19 protein-coding genes are annotated in these 20,799 nt (G+C 74.1%); 14 read left to right on the forward strand and 5 right to left on the reverse strand.

Annotated features, from left to right (window positions below; genetic code table 11):
- Positions 1 to 147: 147 nt before the first annotated feature.
- Positions 148 to 915 carry a TetR family transcriptional regulator gene (locus ABZ621_RS13340; protein ID WP_360603813.1) on the reverse strand — a complete coding sequence of 256 codons (768 nt, stop codon included), beginning with the start codon at positions 913 to 915 and terminating at the stop codon, positions 148 to 150.
- A 67-nt stretch (positions 916 to 982) separates the two neighbouring features.
- Between ABZ621_RS13340 and ABZ621_RS13345 the strand changes: the two genes are divergently transcribed.
- Entirely contained in the window at positions 983 to 2,428 is a 1,446-nt protein-coding gene (locus tag ABZ621_RS13345; RefSeq protein WP_360603815.1) for a cytosine permease, read from the forward strand.
- A 61-nt stretch (positions 2,429 to 2,489) separates the two neighbouring features.
- Here ABZ621_RS13345 and ABZ621_RS13350 read toward each other — a convergent pair whose 3' ends face one another.
- Both ABZ621_RS13350 and ABZ621_RS13355 read right to left on the reverse strand, forming a co-directional pair.
- On the reverse strand, positions 2,490 to 3,185 hold the full coding sequence (locus ABZ621_RS13350) for a gamma-glutamyl-gamma-aminobutyrate hydrolase family protein (protein ID WP_360603817.1): 696 nt from the start codon (positions 3,183 to 3,185) through the stop codon (positions 2,490 to 2,492).
- Positions 3,186 to 3,262: 77 nt separating this feature from the next.
- Positions 3,263 to 3,997 (reverse strand): FCD domain-containing protein, encoded by a 735-nt coding sequence (locus ABZ621_RS13355; RefSeq protein ID WP_360604154.1) that lies wholly within the window; start codon positions 3,995 to 3,997, stop codon positions 3,263 to 3,265.
- A gap of 93 nt (positions 3,998 to 4,090) precedes the next feature.
- On the opposite strand from ABZ621_RS13355, the gene ABZ621_RS13360 reads away from it, so the two are divergent.
- From ABZ621_RS13360 to ABZ621_RS13370, 3 genes are all read left to right on the forward strand, one after another.
- Positions 4,091 to 5,455 carry a glutamine synthetase family protein gene (locus ABZ621_RS13360; RefSeq protein WP_360603819.1) on the forward strand — a complete coding sequence of 455 codons (1,365 nt, stop codon included), beginning with the start codon at positions 4,091 to 4,093 and terminating at the stop codon, positions 5,453 to 5,455.
- A 93-nt stretch (positions 5,456 to 5,548) separates the two neighbouring features.
- Complete coding sequence (locus tag ABZ621_RS13365; RefSeq protein ID WP_360603821.1) at positions 5,549 to 6,913, forward strand: aldehyde dehydrogenase family protein; 1,365 nt, start codon at positions 5,549 to 5,551, stop codon at positions 6,911 to 6,913.
- Positions 6,914 to 6,915: 2 nt separating this feature from the next.
- Positions 6,916 to 7,701: a 3-oxoacyl-ACP reductase gene (locus ABZ621_RS13370; RefSeq protein WP_360603823.1), complete on the forward strand. Its 786-nt coding sequence runs from the start codon at positions 6,916 to 6,918 to the stop codon at positions 7,699 to 7,701.
- Between the two features lie 3 nt (positions 7,702 to 7,704).
- Here ABZ621_RS13370 and ABZ621_RS13375 read toward each other — a convergent pair whose 3' ends face one another.
- The gene (locus ABZ621_RS13375; protein WP_360603825.1) at positions 7,705 to 8,907 is read right to left on the reverse strand and encodes an amino acid deaminase/aldolase; all 1,203 of its coding nucleotides are present in this window, start codon (positions 8,905 to 8,907) and stop codon (positions 7,705 to 7,707) included.
- A 106-nt stretch (positions 8,908 to 9,013) separates the two neighbouring features.
- On the opposite strand from ABZ621_RS13375, the gene ABZ621_RS13380 reads away from it, so the two are divergent.
- From ABZ621_RS13380 to ABZ621_RS13390, 3 genes are all read left to right on the forward strand, one after another.
- Positions 9,014 to 10,459, forward strand: a complete 1,446-nt coding sequence (locus ABZ621_RS13380; protein ID WP_360603827.1) for a hypothetical protein — start codon at positions 9,014 to 9,016, stop codon at positions 10,457 to 10,459.
- Positions 10,460 to 10,548: 89 nt separating this feature from the next.
- A complete protein-coding gene (gene mycP, locus ABZ621_RS13385) occupies positions 10,549 to 11,661 on the forward strand; it encodes a type VII secretion-associated serine protease mycosin (protein WP_360604156.1) in 1,113 nt (370 codons plus the stop codon).
- Positions 11,662 to 11,685: 24 nt separating this feature from the next.
- The gene (locus ABZ621_RS13390) at positions 11,686 to 12,426 is read left to right on the forward strand and encodes an SseB family protein (protein ID WP_360603829.1); all 741 of its coding nucleotides are present in this window, start codon (positions 11,686 to 11,688) and stop codon (positions 12,424 to 12,426) included.
- A 36-nt stretch (positions 12,427 to 12,462) separates the two neighbouring features.
- Here the strand turns inward: ABZ621_RS13390 and ABZ621_RS13395 are convergent, their stop codons facing one another.
- On the reverse strand, positions 12,463 to 12,852 hold the full coding sequence (locus tag ABZ621_RS13395; RefSeq protein WP_360603831.1) for a DUF1844 domain-containing protein: 390 nt from the start codon (positions 12,850 to 12,852) through the stop codon (positions 12,463 to 12,465).
- Between the two features lie 327 nt (positions 12,853 to 13,179).
- Between ABZ621_RS13395 and infC the strand changes: the two genes are divergently transcribed.
- The 7 genes from infC to pheT all read left to right on the forward strand — a co-directional run bounded on the left by infC (position 13,180) and on the right by pheT (position 20,732).
- A complete protein-coding gene (infC, locus tag ABZ621_RS13400) occupies positions 13,180 to 13,863 on the forward strand; it encodes a translation initiation factor IF-3 (protein ID WP_360604158.1) in 684 nt (227 codons plus the stop codon).
- Positions 13,864 to 13,984: 121 nt separating this feature from the next.
- Positions 13,985 to 14,179, forward strand: a complete 195-nt coding sequence (rpmI, locus tag ABZ621_RS13405; protein WP_015032399.1) for a 50S ribosomal protein L35 — start codon at positions 13,985 to 13,987, stop codon at positions 14,177 to 14,179.
- 106 nt (positions 14,180 to 14,285) lie between these two features.
- Positions 14,286 to 14,672: a 50S ribosomal protein L20 gene (gene rplT / locus ABZ621_RS13410; protein WP_017241732.1), complete on the forward strand. Its 387-nt coding sequence runs from the start codon at positions 14,286 to 14,288 to the stop codon at positions 14,670 to 14,672.
- 113 nt (positions 14,673 to 14,785) lie between these two features.
- Positions 14,786 to 15,625, forward strand: coding sequence for an RNA methyltransferase (locus tag ABZ621_RS13415; RefSeq protein ID WP_360603833.1), 840 nt, complete (start codon positions 14,786 to 14,788; stop codon positions 15,623 to 15,625).
- A 146-nt stretch (positions 15,626 to 15,771) separates the two neighbouring features.
- Positions 15,772 to 16,911, forward strand: a complete 1,140-nt coding sequence (locus ABZ621_RS13420) for an ATP-binding protein (protein WP_360603835.1) — start codon at positions 15,772 to 15,774, stop codon at positions 16,909 to 16,911.
- 165 nt (positions 16,912 to 17,076) lie between these two features.
- Positions 17,077 to 18,204 (forward strand): phenylalanine--tRNA ligase subunit alpha, encoded by a 1,128-nt coding sequence (gene pheS, locus ABZ621_RS13425; RefSeq protein ID WP_360603837.1) that lies wholly within the window; start codon positions 17,077 to 17,079, stop codon positions 18,202 to 18,204.
- On the forward strand, positions 18,204 to 20,732 hold the full coding sequence (gene pheT / locus ABZ621_RS13430; RefSeq protein WP_360603839.1) for a phenylalanine--tRNA ligase subunit beta: 2,529 nt from the start codon (positions 18,204 to 18,206) through the stop codon (positions 20,730 to 20,732). The genes pheS and pheT overlap by 1 nt, the downstream gene beginning before the upstream one ends.
- Positions 20,733 to 20,799 lie beyond the last annotated feature (67 nt).

Consider the following 20,799-nt stretch of genomic DNA (forward strand, 5'->3'; position numbering starts at 1 on the left):
AGGCCGAGGGCAGGGGTGGGCCAGGGCACCGTCCGGCGGCCCGCCGGTCGGCCGGCGACCGACGAGGGCGGGTTCTGCCCGCCGTTCGCCGCCGGCCGCCGGCAGTCCGTGACCCGCAGTCCGCGACCCGTCGTCCGTGACCCGCCGTCAGGCGTCGGCGCCCGCCGGCGCGTCGGCGGGGTCCGCCACGGTCGCCGCCGGTGCCGCCGGCTCCGAAGCCGCTCGCGGGACCGCCGCCTCGGCCGCTGCCGTGGGGGAGTAGTCGAGGGGGAGGGTGCCGGTGGCACCGGGGGCGTCGAGGCTGCCCGGGGGGAGGCCCAGGGCGCGTTCGGCGGTGCTGAGGGCGAGGCGGGTGACGGCCGGGGACCGGTCGGTGCGGTCGGAGTTGGCGTGGGCGCCCAGGCCGTCGAGGACGACGAGGATCTGGATGGCCGCCGACCGCGCGTCGTCCGTGCGGAACTCGCCGCGCGCGACGCCGTCGAGGATCAGGGTCTCCAGGCGGTCGTCGGAGGCGAGCTCCATGCGGGTGACCCGCTCCCGCAGGACCGGGCGGTAGCGGCTCAGGTGGCGGGCGTTGATCCAGAGGCGGCTGATGTCGTCGTAGGCCTCGCCGGACGAGAGGGCGAAGTAGCGGGCCAGGTACTGCGCGGGGGTGCCGTCCGGGCGCTCGGCCGGCAGCAGCGTGTCGAGCTCGCCGAGGGCGGCCGCCGAGAACGCCTCGGCCACCAGGTCCTCGGCCGAGGGGAAGTAGTGGCTGATCAGGCCGGGCCTGACCGACAGCTCCTCGGCGACCCGCCGCAGGGTGACGCACTCCAGGCCCTCGGTGAGGGCGATCCGCGCGGCGGTCGTGACGATCTCCGCCCGCCGGGCCTCGGGTGATTTCCGGATTCGCTTGCGCTGGACGCTTGACGACATACCGGTGATGCTATTGAGTGTGCGACCAATAAGCAACCAGGTGGGCAATCACGCACCGGAGGGCCGCATGGCTTCCACGATCCCCGACCCGCGCCCCGGGACAGAGCGCGAGCGGGCACCCCTGCCGGCCGCCGACCGGCCCGGCCGCGTCGAGGCCCACGGCATCGACCACATCCCGGACGCCGAGCGCCACGGCCACCCCCGTGAGCTCTTCTCCGTCTGGGCTGCGGCGAACGTCAACTACCTCAGCCTCGTCATCGGCGGCGCCCTCGTCCTCATGGGCCTCGACCTCTGGCAGGCGCTCGGCGTGATCGTGGCCGGCAACCTCTTCTGGGTGCTCACCGGCGTGCTCGCCACCTCCGGCCCGGCCGCCGGCGCGCCCAGCGAGGTCATCACCCGCGCCCTGTACGGCGTCCTCGGCAACCGCGTGAACAACGCGGTCGGCGGCTGGCTGGTCTCCGTCTGCTACTTCGCCCTCAACCTCGCCGCCGCCGCGGCCGCCGCCTTCGCGCTCGTCGAGGAGGCCGGCATCCCGGCGAACGTCCCGGTGAAGATCGCCGTCGTGGTCGTCATCGCCGCCCTCACGCTGACCATCAGCGTCTACGGCCACGCGCTGATCATCCGGCTCTACCTGCCGATCACGCTCACCCTGACCGCGGCCTTCGCCGTCGTCGCCCTCGCCGTGTTCCGGCACGCCGACTTCGCGTACGCCCCCGCCGAGCCGCTCTCCGGCCTCTCCCTGTGGGCGGTGCTCCTGGCCGGCACCACGATGATCGCCTCGGGCCCGCTCTCGTACACGACGAGCGCCGACTTCTCCCGCTACCTGCCCCGCGACAGCTCCCCGCGCGCCGTCGCCCTGTGGACCGCGCTCGGCGCGTTCGTCCCCAGCGTCGTGGTCTGTTCGCTCGGCGCGTTCGCCGCGACCGCCGTCGACATGTCGGACCCCCAGACCGCGCTCCAGGAGATCCTGCCCGGCTGGTTCGTGCCGGTCTTCCTGCTCTCCCTGGTCCTCGGCACCGTCGCCATCAACGCCCTCACCGCCTACAGCGCCGGGCTCGCCCTCCAGGCCGTCGGCCTGCGGATCCGGCGGACCGTCAGCGTCCTGTTCGACGGGGCCGTCGCCGTCGCCCTCACCCTCTACGCGCTGCTGGTCTCCGACTTCCTGGACACCGTCAGCAACGCCCTCCAGGCGATCACCGTCCTCACCGGCCCGATGATGTGCGTCTACGCCACCGACATCGTGCTGCGCCGCCGCCGCTACGACTCCGCCGCCCTCGCCGACGAGACCCCCGGCAGCCCCTTCTGGTACTCCGGCGGCTTCAACCCGGCCGGCACGGCGGCCCTCCTCGGCGGTCTCGCCGCCGGAGCCCTCTGCGTCGACAGCGTCTACACCGGGCCCGTCGCCGCCGCCGTCGGCATGGACCTCTCGCTCCCCGTCGGCATGGTGGTGGCCACCGTCCTCTACGTGGTCCTCGGCCGCCGCGCGGTCGCCGCCACCACCCCCGCCGCCTGACCGCGGCCCCCGAACCGCGGGGCGGCCGGACCGCCCACCCCGGCCGCCCCGCGCACCCCGCTCACCGGCGTACGGCCGCCTCCGCCGCCGCGCGGACCAGCCCCCGTACGACCCGGAAGTCCTCGCCCATCTCGGGGTGCCACTGCACCCCGAGGGCCCAGGCGGGGCCCTCCAGCTCCACCGCCTCCACCGTCCCGTCCTCCGCGTACGCCGAGGCCGCGAGCCCCGCGCCCAGCCGGTCCACCGCCTGGTGGTGGTACGTCGGCACCTCGGCGAGTTCCGGGACGAGGGAGGCGTACAGCGTCCCCGGCACCGGCTTCACCGGGTGGCGCCCCATCACCCCCACCGCCTCCACGTGCCCGTCCACGTGCTGCGTCAGCGTCCCGCCCAGGGCCACGTTGAGCAGCTGCATCCCCCGGCAGACGCCGAGCAGCGGGGTGCCGGAGGCGAGCGCCGCGTCGATCAGCGCCAGCTCCCAGGCGTCCCGCTCCCGCGCCGGCGGGCCGGTCCGCGGATCGGGCTCGGCCCCGTACCGTACGGGCTCCACATCCGCCCCGCCCGCCACCACCAGACCGTCGAGCCGGGCCAGTACGGCCGCCGCCGCGCCCGGCTCGTCCGGCGGCAGCATCGCCACCAGGCCGCCGCCCTCCCGCACGTACCGCGGGTACGGCGCGGGCAGCAGCGCCGCCGGCATGTCCCACACCCCCCAGCGGGCCCGGTCGAGATAGGTCGTCACACCGATGAGCGGCTTGGCCACGGCACTGCCTCCTGGACTCGCGGAACGTGCGCCGACTCTAGGGCCTCACCCGGGCCAATGGACCGCGGACATACCTTTCAGGCCAGGAAGCCGCGCAGCAGCGCCGCCGTCCCCGCGCAGTGCTCCCGCATCACCTCGCGCGCCGCGTCCGCCTCCCCGTCCAGGACCGCCTCGACCAGCGCCGTGTGCTGGTGCTGGGAGTGCTCCAGGTTGCGGACCAGGAGCGGGATGCGGTCGAGCAGGTCGTTGACGGTCGCGCGGACCGCCGCGTACTGGGCCGTCAGGCTGGGGGAGCCGGAGAGCTCGGCCAGCGTCAGGTGGAGCAGCGTGTCCTGGCGGCGGTAGTCGGCCGGCGGCGCGTCACGGGTGGCCGCGAGCGCCGCCCGCAGCCGCTCCGCGCCCGCCGCGTCCAGGCCCTGCCCGGCGCACAGCCCGGCCGCGCCCACCTCCAGGACCTCCCGGAAGCGCAGCGCGTCCTCCATGTCGACGGCCGCGATCCGGCGGCGCAGCCCGGCCTCGGCGGGGCCCTGCGGGCGGGGCAGCACGAACGTTCCGCCGTAGCGGCCGCGCCGGCTCTCCACCAGGCCCTGCTCCTGGAGGACCTTCAGGGCCTCGCGCAGCGTCACCCGGCTGATCCCCATCCGCTCGGCCAGCTCCCGTTCGGCGGGCAGCCGTTCGCCGTCCGGGACCAGGCCGAGCCGGACCACCTGGAGGAGCTGCTCCAGGGCCTCCTCGAAGCCGTTGCCGGCCCGCACCGGGCGCAGGACCGGCGTCAACCGGTCGGCCGGGCCCGCCGGTTCACTCGTACGGATCACTTCTCGTCACCCCTGCCCCTGACGCTTCCCAAGCAATGGTCTCGCCCCATACCTTATGACTCCCGGCAGCCGAACGAGGAGAGTCGTCCCGTGGCAGACCGCACACCCCCGCTGACCGTCGAGGAGCTGCGCTCCCTCGTGGCGGCCGGCGAGATCGACACCGTCGTCCTCGCCTTCCCCGACATGCAGGGCCGGCTCCAGGGAAAGCGGTTCGCCGCCCCCTTCTTCCTCGACGAGGTCCTCGCCCACGGCACCGAGGGGTGCAACTACCTCCTCGCCGTCGACACCGAGATGAACACCGTCGACGGCTACGCCATGTCCTCCTGGGAGAACGGCTACGGCGACTTCGCCCTGCGCCCCGACCTCGCCACCCTGCGCCGGACCCCCTGGAACGAGGCCACCGCCCTCGTCACCGCCGACCTGGCCTGGGCCGACGGCTCGCCCGTCGTCGCCGCGCCGCGCCAGATCCTCCGCCGCCAGCTGGAGCGCCTCGCCGCCCACGGCCTCACCGCCCACGTCGGCACCGAGCTGGAGTTCATCGTCTTCCGGGACACCTACGAGCAGGCCTGGGACTCCGGTTACCGGGACCTCACCCCGGCCAACCAGTACAACATCGACTACTCGATCCTCGGCGGCGGCCGCGTCGAGCCCCTGCTGCGCCGCATCCGCAACGAGATGGCCGCCGCCGGGCTGACCGTCGAGTCCGCCAAGGGCGAGTGCAACCCCGGCCAGCACGAGATCGCCTTCCGCTACGACGAGGCCCTCGTCACCTGCGACCAGCACGCCGTCTACAAGACCGGCGCCAAGGAGATCGCCGCCCAGGAGGGGTACTCCCTCACCTTCATGGCCAAGTACAACGAGCGCGAGGGCAACTCCTGCCACGTCCACCTCTCCCTGCAGGACGCCCGGGGCCGCAACGTGATGGCGGGCGACGACCCGCACGGCATGTCCCCCGTGATGCGGCACTTCCTCGCCGGGCAGCTCGCCGGCCTCCGCGACCTCTCCCTCCTCCTCGCTCCCAACGTCAACTCCTACAAGCGGTTCCAGCCCGGCTCCTTCGCCCCCACCGCCGTCGCCTGGGGCCACGACAACCGCACCTGCGCCTTCCGGGTCGTCGGCCACGGCCCCTCCACCCGCTTCGAGAACCGGGTCCCCGGCGGCGACGTCAACCCCTACCTCGCCGTCGCGGCGATGGTCGCCGCCGGCCTCCACGGCATCGAGCGGGGCCTCGAACTCCCGCCGCCCTGCCCCGGGAACGCCTACGCCGCCTACCTCGCCCACGTCCCCACCACCCTGCGCGAGGCCGCCGAGCTCTGGGAGACGAGCGAGATCGCCAAGGAGGCCTTCGGCGCCGAGGTCGTCGCCCACTACCGCAACATGGCCCGCGTCGAACTCGCCGCCTTCGACGCGGCGGTCACCGACTGGGAGCTGCGCCGCTCCTTCGAACGGCTCTGAAGAACGTCCCTGAAGACCGCCTCTGAAGACCATCTCTGAAGACCGCCTCCGACGCACGCCTCCGACGCACGCCTCCGAGAGGAACGACAGCCGTTGCTCACCGAACTCCCGGTACTGAACCCCGCGACCGAGGAACTCGTCGCCACCGTCCCCGCCACCACCCCCGCCGAAGTCGACGCCGCCGTCACCCGGGCCGCCGCCGCCCAGACCGCCTGGGCCGCCGCCGCGCCCGCCGACCGCGCCCGGCTGCTGCGCCGCTTCGCCGCCGTCGTCGACGCCCACGCCGAGGAACTCGCCCTCCTGGAGGTCCGCGAGGCCGGCCACACGATCGGCAACGCCCGCTGGGAGGCGGGCAACGTCCGCGACCTCCTCGACTACGCGGCCGGCGGCGTCGAACGGCTGAACGGCCGTCAGATCCCGGTCCCCGGCGGCCTCGACGTCACCCTCCTCGAACCGCTCGGCGTCGTCGGCGTCATCGCGCCCTGGAACTTCCCGATGCCGATCGCCGCCTGGGCCACCGCGCCCGCCCTCGCCGCCGGCAACGCCGTCCTCCTCAAGCCCGCCGAGACCACCCCGCTCACCGCCCTGCGCCTCGCCGCCCTCGCCCTGGAGGCGGGCCTCCCCGAGCACCTCTTCCAGGTCCTGCCCGGCGAGGGGCCCGTGGCGGGCGAGGCCCTCGTCACCCACCCCGGCATCGCCAAGATCGTCTTCACCGGCTCCACCCGCACCGGCAAGCGGATCATGGCCAGGGCCGCCGACCAGGTGAAGCGCCTCACCCTCGAACTCGGCGGCAAGAGCCCCAACATCGTCTTCGCCGACGCCGACATCGAGGCGGCCGCCGCCGCGGCCCCCATGGCCTTCCTCGACAACAGCGGCCAGGACTGCTGCGCCCGCACCCGGATCCTCGTGCAGCGGAGCGCGTACGACCGCTTCCTGGCGCTCCTCACCCCGGCGATCGAGGAGACCGTCGTCGGCGACCCGCTCGACGAGCGCACGCAGATGGGGCCGCTGATCTCCCGCGCCCAGCTCGACCGGGTCCGCTCCTACGTCCCCGAGGGCGCGGAGGCCATCGTCGGCAAGGCGCCCGAGGGACCCGGCTTCTGGTTCCCGCCGACCGTCCTCACCGGCGTGCCGGAGGACGCCCCCTGCGCGGTCGAGGAGATCTTCGGGCCCGTCGCCGTCGTCCTCCCCTTCGAGGACGAGGCCGACGCGATCCGGCTGGCCAACGCCACCCCGTACGGCCTGTCCGGCTCGATCTGGACCCGTGACGTCGGCCGCGCCCTGCGCGCCTCCCGCGCCGTCCGGGCCGGGAACCTCTCCGTCAACTCCCACTCCAGCGTGCGCTACTGGACCCCCTTCGGCGGCTTCCGGCAGTCCGGCCTCGGCCGGGAGCTCGGCCCCGACGCCCTGACCGCCTTCACCGAGACCAAGAACGTCTTCATCAGCACGGAAGGCTGACCATGACCACCGAAGAGATCATCTGCCGCCGGCTCGTCGGCCGCACCGCCGTCATCACCGGAGCCGGCAGCGGCATCGGCCTCGCCACCGCCCGCCGGCTCGCCTCCGAGGGCGCGAACGTCGTCTGCGGCGACATCGACGAGCGGGCCGGGAAGGCGGCCGCCGAGGCCGTCGGCGGCACCTTCGTCAAGGTCGACGTCACCGACCCGGAGGAGGTCGAGGCGCTCTTCCGCATCGCCTTCGAGACCTACGGCTCCGTCGACATCGCCTTCAACAACGCCGGCATCTCGCCGCCCGACGACGACTCCATCCTGGACACCGGACTGGAGGCCTGGAAGCGCGTCCAGGACGTCAACCTCACCTCCGTCTACCTCTGCTGCAAGGCCGCCCTGCCGTACATGCGACGCCAGGGGAAGGGCTCCATCATCAACACCGCGTCCTTCGTGGCGATCATGGGCGCGGCGACCAGCCAGATCTCGTACACCGCCTCCAAGGGCGGCGTCCTCGCCATGTCCCGCGAGCTCGGCGTCCAGTTCGCCCGCGAGGGCATCCGGGTCAACGCGCTCTGCCCCGGACCGGTCAACACCCCGCTGCTCCGGGAACTGTTCGCCAAGGACCCGGAGCGGGCCGCCCGCCGGCTCGTGCACATCCCGGTGGGCCGGTTCGCCGAGGCCGACGAGATCGCGGCGGCCGTCGCCTTCCTCGCCAGCGACGACTCCTCGTTCGTCAACGCCTCCGACTTCCTCGTCGACGGCGGCATCTCGGGCGCGTACGTGACCCCGCTGTAGCCGTCAGAGGAAGGTCCGGCCCTCGCCCCGGTAGGTGGGGACCGTGTCCACCACACGGTCCCCCTCCACCAGGCGCAGCACGTCGAACCGCTCGCACAGCTCGCCGGCCTTCGCGTGCCGGAACCACACCTTGTCGCCGATCCGCAGATCGTCCGCCGGCGAGCCGAGCAGCGGCGTCTGCACCTCGCCGGGACCCTCCTGCGGGTCGTAGCGCAGCCCCTCCGGGAGGTACGGGACCGGCAGCCGGTCCCGGCCGGCCGCACCGGACGCCGGATAGCCGCCGCCCAGCACGGTGACGCAGCCGACACCGGGCCGCCGCACCACGGGCAGCGCGAAGAGCGCCGCCGGGCGGCCGGTGAAGGACGAGTAGCCGTCGAAGAGCCGCGGCACGTAGAGCCCCGAACCGGCGGCGATCTCGGTGACGGCGGCCTCGGCGGCGGTGTGCTGGACGCTGCCGGTGCCGCCGCCGTTCACGAACTCCAGGTCCGGCGCCACCGCCCGTACGGCTCCGACCACCGCCGCCCGGCGCTCGGCCAGCTCCCGGCGAGCCACCGCCTGCATCGCCCGGACCGCCCGCGACCGCAGCGGCCGGCCGGCGACCGCGTCGCCGACACCCGCGACGTGTCCCTCGTACGCCATCAGACCCACCAGCCGGAACCCCGGCCGCCGCACCACCGAGCGGGCCAGCTCCGCCAGCTGCGCCGGGCTCCGCAGCGGCGACCGCCGGGCCCCGACCCGCACCCGGCCGCCGAACAGCCGCAGCGCCGTGTCCATCTCCAGGCAGACCCGCACCTCCTCGGTGCCGCCGGCCCGCGCCGCGTCGACGAGATCGAGCTGCGCCACGTCGTCCACCAGCACCGTCACGGCGGCGGCGAGCTTCGGATCCCGCGCCAGCTCCGCGAAACCGGCCCGGTCGGCCGACGGATACGCCAGCAGGACGTCCGTGAAACCGGCCCGCGCCAGCCACAGCGACTCGGCGAGCGTGAACGACATGACCCCGGCGAAGCCGTCGCGCGCGAGGACCCGTTCGAGCAGCGCCCGGCAGCGCACGGACTTGCTCGCCACCCGGATCGGTTTCCCGCCCGCGCGCCGCACCAGATCGTCCGCGTTCGCGTCGAACGCCTCCAGATCGACCAGCGCCAGCGGCGCGTCCAGGGCGGCGGTGGCCCGGTCGTACCGGGCCCGGTCGGCGGCACGGGGAGTCATGGCCCGAGCTTGCCAGACCGTCAGGGGGGCCGGTACCCCTCGGTTCCCGTGCGGCGGGGAACAGCCCGTAGAGTGACGGGCATTGTCGGCAGGAGCAGGGGGCGGGATGACCAGCGAACAGAACCCCCGCACGCCCCGCGACACGGAGACCCTCCCTCCCCCCGGCGCCGCCCCCGCGTCCCCGCCCACGAGCGCCCTCTCGGCCCTCACCACCGACCTCACCCCACCCCCGGCCCCCCGTCCCCCCGCCGGCCCGCCCGCACCCCAGCCGACGGGTACGACTCCGCCCACGGGTACGCCCCCGGCTCCGCGCCCGTCCACGGGTACGCCCCCGGCCCCGAGGCAGGCGCCGAACAGCACCCCGCGCCCGTCCGCCGGTACGGCCCCGGCCCCGCGCCCCGCGACGCCCGCCGCCCCGCTCCCGGAGGCCCGTACCGCCCCGCGTCCCGCGTCCGCCTCGGATCCGCTGCCCCCGGCCGCCGCCCCGCGCCGCCCGGCCACCGCGCCGCCCGCCCCGCGGGGTGCCACCGGTCAGGCCGGTCCGCCGCCGCCCCGCCCCGCGCGGCCGCCGGAGGCCACCCCGCCCGCCCGGCCCGTGGCCGCCCCGCGCCGCCCGGCCGGCGCCGCCCCGCTGCCCCCGGCCGGTACCGGCTCCGCGCCGCTGCCGCCGCCGCGCGCGGCCGACGTCGTGCCGGCGGTCGAGACGACCACGCGGCTGCGGCCCGTACGGGTGCCGGCGTACGGCGTGGAGGAGACCGCCGTCGAGACGACCACCCGGCTGCGGCCGATACGGGAGCGGCGGCGAGGGCGCGCCCTGGCCGCCGCGGCGTGCGTCGTGCTCGGCGTCGGGCTGATCGGCGGGGCGCTCGCCGGCGTGTGGCTCGCCGCGGACGGCGGCGGGAAGCCCGCCGAACCCGCCGAGTACACCGTCGCCAAGGAGCTCTGGCACAACGCGCCGGTCGACACCCTCTTCCCGCGCACCCTCACCGCCCCCCAGGCCGGACCCGGGCCCTCCGCCCGCACCTGGACGCGGGTCGTCGTCGCGCCCGACGCGCCCTGCGCCGCCGCCTCCCTCGCCCCCAGGCTGCTCACCGCGCTGCGCCCGCTCGGCTGCGAGCGCGTGCTGCGCGCCACGTACACCGACGCCACCGCCAGCAGCGTCCTCACGGTCGGCCTGGTCTTCACCCGTGCCGAGGCCGAGGCCCAGCGCGCCCTCGGCGGCCGCGGGCTCGCCGCCCGCCTCGGCCAGGACGTGCCGCCCGCGCTGCCCGGGCCCGGCACCGTCGCCGCCGGGTTCGGCCAGGCCCAGCGGGCCGGCTGGTGGGTGTCCGCCCCCGCCGACCTGCCCGTCGTCGTGACGGCCGTCTCCGGCTTCGCCGACGGCCGCGCCGTCGACCGCGCCGTCCCCGCCGACCAGGCGATGAAGAAGGACCGGGCCGACGCCGTCGCCCAGTCCGGCCTCGGCCACGAGGCCCTCGGCATCGCCGAGGGCCTGGAGAAGCAGCTCCGCACCACCGCCCTGAACGCGGCGAAGGAAGAGGAACAGCGGTGACCCCGCCCCGCCCCCGAACCCGGCCCCGCAACGGCGTCCGCACCGCGCTCACCGCCCCCGCCGCCGCGCTCCTCGCCGCCGCGTTCTCCGTGCTCCCCGCCGCCACGCCCGCGCACGCCGACGCCATCCGCGACCGCCAGTGGGGCCTCGACACCCTCCGTACGGAGGAGGCCTGGCGCACCACCAAGGGCGAGGGCGTCACCGTCGCCGTCCTCGACACCGGTGTCGACGCCGACCATCCGGACCTCGCCGGCTCCGTCCTGCCGGGCAAGGACTTCATCGGCTTCGGCGCCGCCGAGGGCGACCAGAACTGGGCCCGGCACGGCACCGCGATGGCCGGCATCATCGCCGGCCACGGCCACGGCTGGGCCGAGGACAGCGGCGTCCTCGGCATCGCCCCCGGCGCCCGCGTGCTGCCCGTCAGGGTCATCCTGGAAGGCAAGGACAAGGCCCGCGAGAAGGCCCGCAAGACCCGCGGCACCGCCCTCGCCGAGGGCATCCGCTGGGCCGCCGACCACGGCGCCGACGTCATCAACCTCTCCCTCGGCGACGACTCGGAGTCCGCCCACCCCGACCCCGGCGAGGACGCCGCCGTCCAGTACGCCCTCGCCAAGGGCGTCTCCGTGGTCGCCTCCGCCGGCAACGGCGGCGAGAAGGGCGACCACGTCTCCTACCCGGCCGCCTACCCCGGCGTCATCGCCGTCACCGCCGTCGACCGCTTCGGCAGCCGCGCCGCCTTCTCCACCCGCCGCTGGTACGCCACGGTCAGCGCGCCCGGCGTCGACATCGTCATCGCCGACCCGGACCGCAAGTACTACGAGGGCTGGGGCACCAGCGCCGCCGCCGCGTTCGTCTCCGGCGCCGTCGCCCTCGTCCGCTCCGCCCACCCCGACCTGACCCCCGCCCAGGTCAAGAAGCTCCTCGTGGACACCGCCCGCGACCGGCCCGAGGGCGGCCGCAGCGACGCCAAGGGCTACGGCACGGTGGACCCGGCCGCCGCCATCGAGGCCGGCGCCGCCGTGAAGGCCGGCGACCCGAAGAACGCCACCACCGGATACCGGGGCCAGTACTTCGGCCGGGGCCCCGTCGCGGCCGAGGAGGAGAGCGGCGCCCCTGGCCTGCTCGCCCCGCTCGCCGGCGGCCTCGGCGCGCTCCTGCTGCTGGCCGCCGTCGTCCTCCACCGGACCGGCCGCGTCCGCTGACCGCCGGGCCGTTAGGCTCGGGGCGTGGAGCTCAAGAACATCCCCGACCCCGGTTTCTCCGACGACGACGGCACCGCCGACCCGGCGCTCGCCGCGGCCCTCGCGGCCTGGGCGGCGGACAGAACCGCCCACGGCCCCGTCCTGGAGGCGCTGCGCGGCGCCCGGCTCCTCGTCCCCGTCGTCGCCATGCTCGGCGAGGTGGAGACGGACCCGGAGACCGGGCTGAAGCGGGAGAAGACCAGCGACATGGCGGTCCCGACGCTGACCGCCGGCGACCGGCGCGGGCTGCCCGCCTTCACCTCGATCGCCTCGCTCGCCCTGTGGGACCCGGCCGCCCGGCCCGTCGCCGTCCCGCTCCGGCAGGCGCTCGCCGCCCTCGTCCACGAGAAGGCCGACACCCTGGTCCTCGACATGGCGGGCCCGGTGCCGTACCAGGTGAGCGGCGCCGCGCTGCTGGCCCTCGCCGAGGGCCGCACCAGCACCGACCCGCTGGACGACCCGGCGGTACGGGACGCGGTGCGCGCCGCCCTCGCCGCCGAGCCGGCCGTCCTCCGCGCCCACCTCGGCCCCGGCTCCGCCGACGGCACCCTCGCCCTGGTCCTCGCCGGGGACGCGGCCCCGGCCGAGACCGCCCAGCGGGTGGCCCGGGCCCTGGCGGCCGACGAAACACTGAGGGCCCGCCTGGTGCGGGGCCTCGACCTGGCACTGCTGCCGGCCGCGGCCACCCCTCCGGGCGAGCCCTTCTACGTGAGGGACCAGTCGTAGGACCGGTCGTGAAGGACCGGTCGTGAGGGACCGGTCCTAGCCGTACACCGCGCCCGTGTACTTCTCGCCCGGGCCCTTGCCCGGCTCGTCCGGGACGATCGACGCCTCGCGGAAGGCGAGCTGGAGGGACTTCAGGCCGTCGCGCAGCGGGGCGGCGTGGAAGGACGAGATCTCCGTGGTGCTCGCGTCCAGGAGGCCCGCGAGCGCGTGGATCAGCTTGCGCGCCTCGTCGAGGTCCTTGTGCTCGTCGCCCTCCTCGGTGAGGCCGAGCTTGACCGCGGCGGCGCTCATCAGGTTGACGGCGACGGTCACGATCACCTCGACCGCCGGGACCTCGGCGATGTCACGGGCCATGGCCTCGAAGTCGGGGTTGTCGTCGGTCTGGCCGGGGGCGGTCGTGGACTCGTTCTGGGGGGTCTCGCTCATGCCCCACACGATAAGCGGGCGGACGGTTCGCGCCGACCGCCGGGTCCTGCTAACCTTGTGTAACGACCGGCCGGACACCTGTGTGCCCGGCCCACAAGTGGAGGCTCCGATCTCCCACCTGACCGCCCTCACGGGCGGCGGGTCACCGGTCAGGTGGCGCCCATCGTTCCGTACGGACGATGGAGCCGCCCGATGTGCCCCGCGGTTGACCGTGGTGGTGTTCCGGTTTTCCATGGAGCCCCGCCTGTGTCCCGTCCGGGGCATTTTTCATGTGCCGGCTCGGTTGGTCTCAGAAACAGATGTTGCGCGTCCGTCCGCCAGGCGGTCGTGTGGTGCTACCGAGGAGGATCCATCAGCGCCGAGCCCCGCATCAACGACAGGATTCGCGTTCCCGAGGTGCGACTTGTCGGACCCAGCGGCGAGCAGGTCGGGATTGTTCCGCTTGCCAAGGCCCTGGAGCTCGCACAGGAGTACGACCTCGACCTCGTCGAGGTGGCGGCGACCGCCCGCCCGCCCGTGTGCAAGCTCATGGACTACGGGAAGTTCAAGTACGAGTCGGCCATGAAGGCCCGTGAGGCGCGCAAGAACCAGGCGCACACGGTCATCAAGGAGATGAAGCTCCGGCCGAAGATCGACCCGCACGACTATGACACCAAGAAGGGTCACGTCGTCCGGTTCCTCAAGCAGGGCGACAAGGTCAAGATCACGATCATGTTCCGTGGTCGTGAGCAGTCCCGTCCCGAGCTTGGTTTCAGGCTGCTCCAGCGGCTGGCGGCGGACGTCGAGGAGCTCGGCTTCATCGAGTCCAACCCGAAGCAGGACGGCCGGAACATGATCATGGTTCTCGGTCCTCACAAGAAGAAGACCGAGGCCATGGCCGAGGCGCGCGAGGCCCAGGCGGCGCGCAAGGCCGAGCGTCAGGGCATCACCTCCGGCGAGGCACCCGCGGCTCCGGCCGAGGAAGCCCCCGCCGCCGAGGCCGAGGCTCCGACCGACACCACCGAGGCGTGATCCGGCGGGCTGCCATCCAGGCAGCCCCAGGCCCCGCCCGGTACCACCAACGAAGAACTGACGCTCCCTGACGTCCGGTGTCCGCACCGGGGGAGCGCCACTGACGAGGAGATACGGCGCGATGCCGAAGAACAAGACGCACTCCGGTGCCAAGAAGCGCTTCAAGGTCACCGGCTCCGGCAAGATCCTGCGCGAGCGCGCCGGCAAGCGCCACCTGCTCGAGCACAAGTCGTCCAAGCTGACGCGTCGCCTCACCGGCAACGCCGAGATGGCCCCGGGTGACGCCGCCAAGATCAAGAAGATGCTGGGCATCTGAGCTTGATCTCCCGCCCTCGGCGACGAGGGCATCCGGCCAAGACCGGGTTCCATCCGTATTTCGGGTCGTGTGAGGACCACCACGACCCCGCTGCAAGGAGTTAAAAGTGGCACGCGTCAAGCGGGCAGTCAACGCCCACAAGAAGCGCCGGGCGATCCTCGAGGCGGCCTCCGGCTACCGCGGTCAGCGTTCGCGCCTGTACCGCAAGGCCAAGGAGCAGGTCACCCACTCGCTGGTCTACAACTACAACGACCGCAAGAAGCGCAAGGGCGACTTCCGTCAGCTGTGGATCCAGCGCATCAACGCCGCTGCCCGCCAGAACGGCATGACGTACAACCGCCTCATCCAGGGTCTGAAGGCCGCCAACATCGAGGTGGACCGCAAGATCCTCGCCGAGCTGGCCGTCAACGACATCAACGCGTTCGCCGCGCTGGTCGAGGTCGCGCAGAAGGCCCTCCCGGCCGACGTCAACGCCCCGAAGGCCGCCGCCTGATCTTCCAGGCCGCAGTACTTCCGACCGGACCCGCAGGCCTCGCGCCTGCGGGTCCGGTGCGTTGACCGTCGTTCCCGCATCCCCGACGAGACCAGACAGAGAGCCGCAGGCACATGTCCACCCCCGAGCTGATCTCCCCGCGTTCCCCGCGCGTCGTCGCCGCCCGGCGGCTCGCCAAGCGCAACTTCCGGGGCAAGGACCGCCTCTTCCTCGCCGAGGGCCCGCAGGCCGTCCGCGAGGCCGTCGCGCACCGGGGCCCGGACGGCGCCCCCACCCTCGTCGAGCTCTTCACCACCGTCGAGGCCGCCGAGCGGTACGCCGCCATCGTCGAGGCCGCCCGCGCCGCCGGCGCCCGCGTCCACCACGCCTCCGACGCCGTCCTCGCCGAGGTCTCCCAGACCGTCACCCCGCAGGGCCTCGTCGGCGTCTGCCGCTTCCTCGACTCGCCCTTCGAGACGATCCTCGCCGCGAAGCCCAAGCTGGTCGCCGTCCTCGCGCACGTCCGCGACCCCGGGAACGCCGGCACCGTGCTCCGCTGCGCCGACGCCGCCGGCGCCGACGCGGTGATCCTCACGGACGCCTCGGTCGACCTGTACAACCCCAAGTCGGTCCGCGCCTCCGTCGGCTCCCTCTACCACCTTCCCGTCGCCGTCGGCGTCCCCGTCGAGCAGGCCGTCGCGGGCCTCAAGGCCGCGGGCGTCCGCATCCTCGCCGCCGACGGCGCCGGCCAGGACGACCTCGACGACGAGCTCGACGCCGGCACCATGGGCGGCCCCACCGCCTGGATCTTCGGCAACGAGGCCTGGGGGCTGCCCGAGGAGACCCGCGCCCTCGCCGACGCCGTCGTCCGCGTCCCCATCCACGGCAAGGCCGAGAGCCTCAATCTCGCCACGGCCGCGGCGGTCTGCCTGTACGCCTCCGCCCGCGCCCAGCGCCCCCGCCGCACCGCCTGAACCACCCCGCCGGCCCACCCCGCGCCGTATCCCACGGTTGTGATTCGGCCACCCCGTGTGCCCTTCCGGCTCCCGCCGGTCACCCTCGCCCAGTAGAGTGACGCACTCGGGGCCCACTGCGGTACACGGAGGGGTGGGAGACGGGGATGACGGCCGGCACGGACAGTCCCGCGCGAACCGCACGGCGAGGCGGAGACGGGACGCGCGCGCCCGCGACCGAGCCCTGGCCCGGGATCGATCCCGACGACCTGCCCGACGGGCTCGTCGTCGCCGACGAACACGGCCGGGTGGTGTGCTTCAACGCCGCCGCCAGCCGCATCACCGCCGTCCCGGTCGCCGAGGCGCTCGGCCGCCCCCTCGACCAGGCGCTGCCCCTGGAGGACCTCAAGGGACACCGCTGGTGGCCCCTCACCGACCCGTACGGCGGCCTCGCCACCCGGCGCGGCCAGCCCGAGCGGAACCTCCTCCTGCCCGGCGGCCGCGAGGTCCTCGTCTCCGCCCGGTACGTCCGCGAGCACCCCACCGGACCCGTCCGGCGGGTCGTCGTCTCGCTGCGCGGCACCGAGGCCCGCCGCCGCTCCGAGCGGAGCCACGCCGAACTCATCGCCACCGTCGCCCACGAACTGCGCTCCCCGCTCACCTCCGTCAAGGGCTTCACCGCCACCCTCCTCAGCAAGTGGGAGCGGTTCACCGACGAGCAGAAGCGGCTGATGCTGGAGACCGTCGACGCCGACGCCGGCCGCATCAAACGGCTCATCGCCGAACTCCTCGACATCTCCCGGATCGACGCCGGCCGCCTGGAGGTCCGCCGCCAGCCCGTCGACATCACCGCCGCCGTCGGCCGCCACATCCAGGTGCACACCACCGGCGGCCAGGCCCCCGACCGCTTCTTCGTCCGGACCCGCCCCGGACTGCCCCCGCTCTGGGCCGACCCCGACAAGATCGACCAGATCCTCGGCAACCTCCTGGAAAACGCGGTGCGCCACGGCGCCGGAACCGTCACCATCGAGGTGGCGCCCCGCACCGCGGGCGACGACGGCACCGGCGAGGAGGGGACGGAGGTCACCGTGAGCGACGAAGGACCGGGCATCCCCGAGGAGTCCATGAACCGCGTCTTCACCCGCTTCTGGCGCGGCAGCAAGCGCGGCGGCACCGGACTCGGCCTCTACATCGTCAAGGGCCTCGTCGAGGCCCACGGCGGCACCATCACCGTCGGACGCGGCCCGCGCGGCGGGGCCGAGTTCCGATTTATCCTGCCCGTCGGCGCCCCGGCCCATCTCGTCTGACGTCTCACCCACCGAGACCCGACGGGATCCAGAGCCACCGGGGCCCCCACGGGCTCATCAGCGTGTCCCCACCCCGTTAGACTCGACCTTTGGCACGTTTGCGCCCTTGTCGTCTGTCGTCGAACCGGGGTCGCCCCAGCCAGCCCAACGGAAGCACGGGAAGAGATGTCGGCACCCAATAAGTCGTACGACCCGGTCGAGGTCGAAGCCTTGAAACCGGAAGAGATCGAGCGCATGCGGGACGAGGCGGTCGCCGCCTTCGCCGCCGCGGGCGACCTCGACGAGCTCGCGCACGCCAAGACCGCCCACACCGGCGGGACCTCGCCGCTCGCCCTCGCCAACCGCGAGATCGGCGCGCTGCCCCCGCAGGCCAAGGCCGCGGCCGGCAAGCTCGTCGGCCAGGCCCGTGGTGTCGTCTCCAAGGCGCTCGCCGCCCGCCAGACCGAGCTGGAGGCCGAGCGCGACGCCCGCGTCCTCGTCGAGGAGGCCGTCGACGTCACCCTGCCGTACGACCGGATCCCGGCCGGCGCCCGCCACCCGCTGACCACGCTGATGGAGCGCGTCGCCGACGTCTTCGTCTCCATGGGCTACGAGGTCGCCGAGGGCCCCGAGGTCGAGGCCGAGTGGTTCAACTTCGACGCCCTGAACTTCGTGCCGGACCACCCGGCGCGGCAGATGCAGGACACCTTCTTCGTCCAGGGTCCGGAGGGCACCACCGGCGACGAGTCCGGTGTCGTGCTCCGCACCCACACCTCGCCGGTCCAGGCCCGCACCCTCATCGACCGGGAGCCCCCGGTCTACGTGGTGTGCCCCGGCCGCGTCTACCGCACCGACGAGCTCGACGCCACGCACACCCCGGTCTTCCACCAGATCGAGCTGCTCGCCGTCGACGAGGGCCTGACCATGGCCGACCTCAAGGGCACCCTCGACCACATGGTCCAGGCGCTCTTCGGCGCGGACATGAAGACCCGGCTCCGCCCGAACTTCTTCCCGTTCACCGAGCCGTCCGCCGAGATGGACATGCTCTGCTACGTCTGCCGCGGCGAGTCCGTCGGCAACCCCGACCGTCCCTGCCGCACCTGTGGCAGCGAGGGCTGGATCGAGCTGGGCGGCTGCGGCATGGTCAACCCGAAGGTGCTGATCGCCTGCGGCGTGGACCCGGAGAAGTACAGCGGCTTCGCCTTCGGCTTCGGCATCGAGCGGATGCTGATGTTCCGGCACAACGTGGAAGACATGCGAGACATGGTCGAGGGTGACGTCCGGTTCACCCGGCCGTTCGGGATGGAGATCTGATGCGGGTCCCGCTTTCTTGGCTGCGGGAGTACGTCGACCTGCCGGCGACGGAGACCGGCCGCGACGTCCAGGCCAAGCTCATCACCGCCGGCCTCGAGGTCGAGACCGTCGAGCAGCTCGGCGCCGGCCTCACCGGCCCGCTGGTGGTCGGCAAGGTCCTCACCATCGAGGAGCTGACGGAGTTCAAGAAGCCCATCCGCTTCTGCACCGTCGACGTCGGCCAGGCCAACGGCACCGGCGAGCCCCAGGAGATCATCTGCGGCGCCCGGAACTTCGCCGTCGGCGACAAGGTCGTCGTGGCCCTGCCCGGCGCCGTCCTCCCCGGCGACTTCCGGATCGCCGAGCGCAAGACGTACGGCAAGGTCTCGCGCGGCATGATCTGCTCCAGCGAGGAGCTGGACATGGGCGAGGACCCGAACCACGGGATCATCATCCTGCCGCCCGAGCACGAGGTCGGCCTCGACGCCACCGTCCTCCTGGAGCTGTACGACGAGGTCCTCGACATCGCCGTCACCCCGGACCGCGGCTACTGCCTCTCGATGCGCGGTGTGGCCCGCGAGGCCGCCATCGCGTACGGGCTGCCGCTGCGCGACCCGGCGCTCCTCGACGTGCCCGCGCCGAACTCGTACGGCTACCCGGTCCAGGTCGCCGACCCGGTCGGCTGCGACCGCTTCACCGCCCGCACGGTCGTCGGCCTCGCCCCCGAGGCCCGGTCGCCGATCTGGCTGCAGCGCCGCCTCCAGAAGGCGGGCATGCGCCCGATCTCGCTCGCCGTGGACATCACCAACTACGTGATGCTGGAGCTCGGCCAGCCGCTGCACGCCTACGACCGCACCCGGATCGACGGTCCCATCGGGGTACGCCGCGCCGAGGCCGGCGAGAAGATCACCACCCTCGACGGCACGGTCCGCGTCCTCGACGCCGCCGACCTGGTCATCACCGACAACCGCGGCCCCATCGGCATCGCGGGCGTCATGGGCGGCGCCGACACCGAGATCGCCGACCCGGTCATCGACGCCGAGACCGGCGCCGTCACCGGCTCCAGCGAGGTCGTCATCGAGGCCGCGCACTTCGACGCGATCTCGATCGCCCGCACGGCCCGCCGCCACAAGCTGTCCTCCGAGGCGTCCAAGCGCTTCGAGCGCGGCGTCGACCCGCAGGCCGCGGCCGCCGCGGCGCAGCGCTGCGTCGACCTGCTGGTCCTGCTCGCGGGCGGCACCGCCGAGGCCGGCGTCACCGAGATCGCCGCCCCGTCCGCGCCGCGCACCATCACCCTGCCGGCGAACCACCCCGACAAGGTCGCGGGTGTGGACTACGGCCGCGAGACCGTCGTCCGCCGCCTCCAGGAGGTCGGCTGCGACGTCTACGGCCAGGACGAGCTCGTCGTCACCGTGCCCTCGTGGCGCCCCGACCTGAACGAGCCGAACGACCTCGCCGAGGAGGTCATCCGCCTGGAGGGGTACGAGAACCTGCCCTCCACGCTGCCGAAGCCCCCGGCCGGCCGCGGCCTCACCGAGCGCCAGCGCGTCCACCGCCGGGTCGGCCGGGCGCTGGCCGGCGCCGGCTACGTCGAGGCCCTGAACTACCCCTTCATGGGGCAGCAGGTCCTCGACCAGCTCGGCTTCGACGCGGACGACGCCCGCCGCAAGGTCGTCACCCTCGTCAACCCGCTCTCCGACGAGGAGCCCGCGCTCCGCACCACGCTGCTCCCCGGCCTGCTCGGGGCGCTGCGCCGGAACGACAGCCGCGGCAGCCACGACCTGGCGCTCTTCGAGACGGGTCTGGTCTTCCGTCCCGAGGGCGAGCCGAAGGTCGCCGTCCGCCTCCCGGTGGACCGCCGTCCCACCGACGAGGAGATCGCCGGGGTCAACGCCGCGCTGCCCGCGCAGCCGCGCCGCGCCGCCGTCGTCCTCGCCGGCGCCCGCGAGCAGTCCGGCTGGTGGGGCAAGGGCCGCCCGGCCGACTGGGCCGACGCGATCGAGGCCGCCCGCACCATCGCCGTCGAGGCCGGTGCGGAGCTGCTGATCGAGGCCGACCAGCACGCCCCGTTCCACCCGGGCCGCTGCGCCGCCTTCCACGTCATGGTCGACGGGGTCAAGACCCTCGCCGGCCACGGCGGCGAGCTCCACCCGCGCGTCGTCAAGGCGCTGGGCCTGCCGGCCCGCTCCTGCGCGATGGAGCTGGACCTGGACGTCCTGGAGAAGGCGAGCGAGGGACCGGTCAAGGCCCCGCGCATCTCCGCCTTCCCGGTCGCCACCCAGGACGTCGCCCTGGTCGTCGACCAGACCGTGCCGTCCGCCGAGGTCGAGTCCTACCTGGCCGAGGGGGCGGGTGAACTCCTGGAGTCCATCCGGCTGTTCGACGTCTACACCGGCGACCAGGTCGGCGAGGGCAAGAAGTCCCTGGCGTACGCGCTGAAGTTCCGCGCCGCGGACCGCACGCTCACCGTCGAGGAGGCCACCGCCGCCCGCGACGCCGCGGTCGCGCTGGCCGCCGAGCACACCGGTGCCGTGCTGCGCGGCGCCTGACGCCGAGGGCCGCACGCCGCGGAGGGCCGTCCCGGGATCCGTTCCCGGGGCGGCCCTCCGCCGTTCC

The organism is Streptomyces sp. NPDC007863 (assembly GCF_040633895.1).
GTDB lineage: Bacteria > Actinomycetota > Actinomycetes > Streptomycetales > Streptomycetaceae > Streptomyces.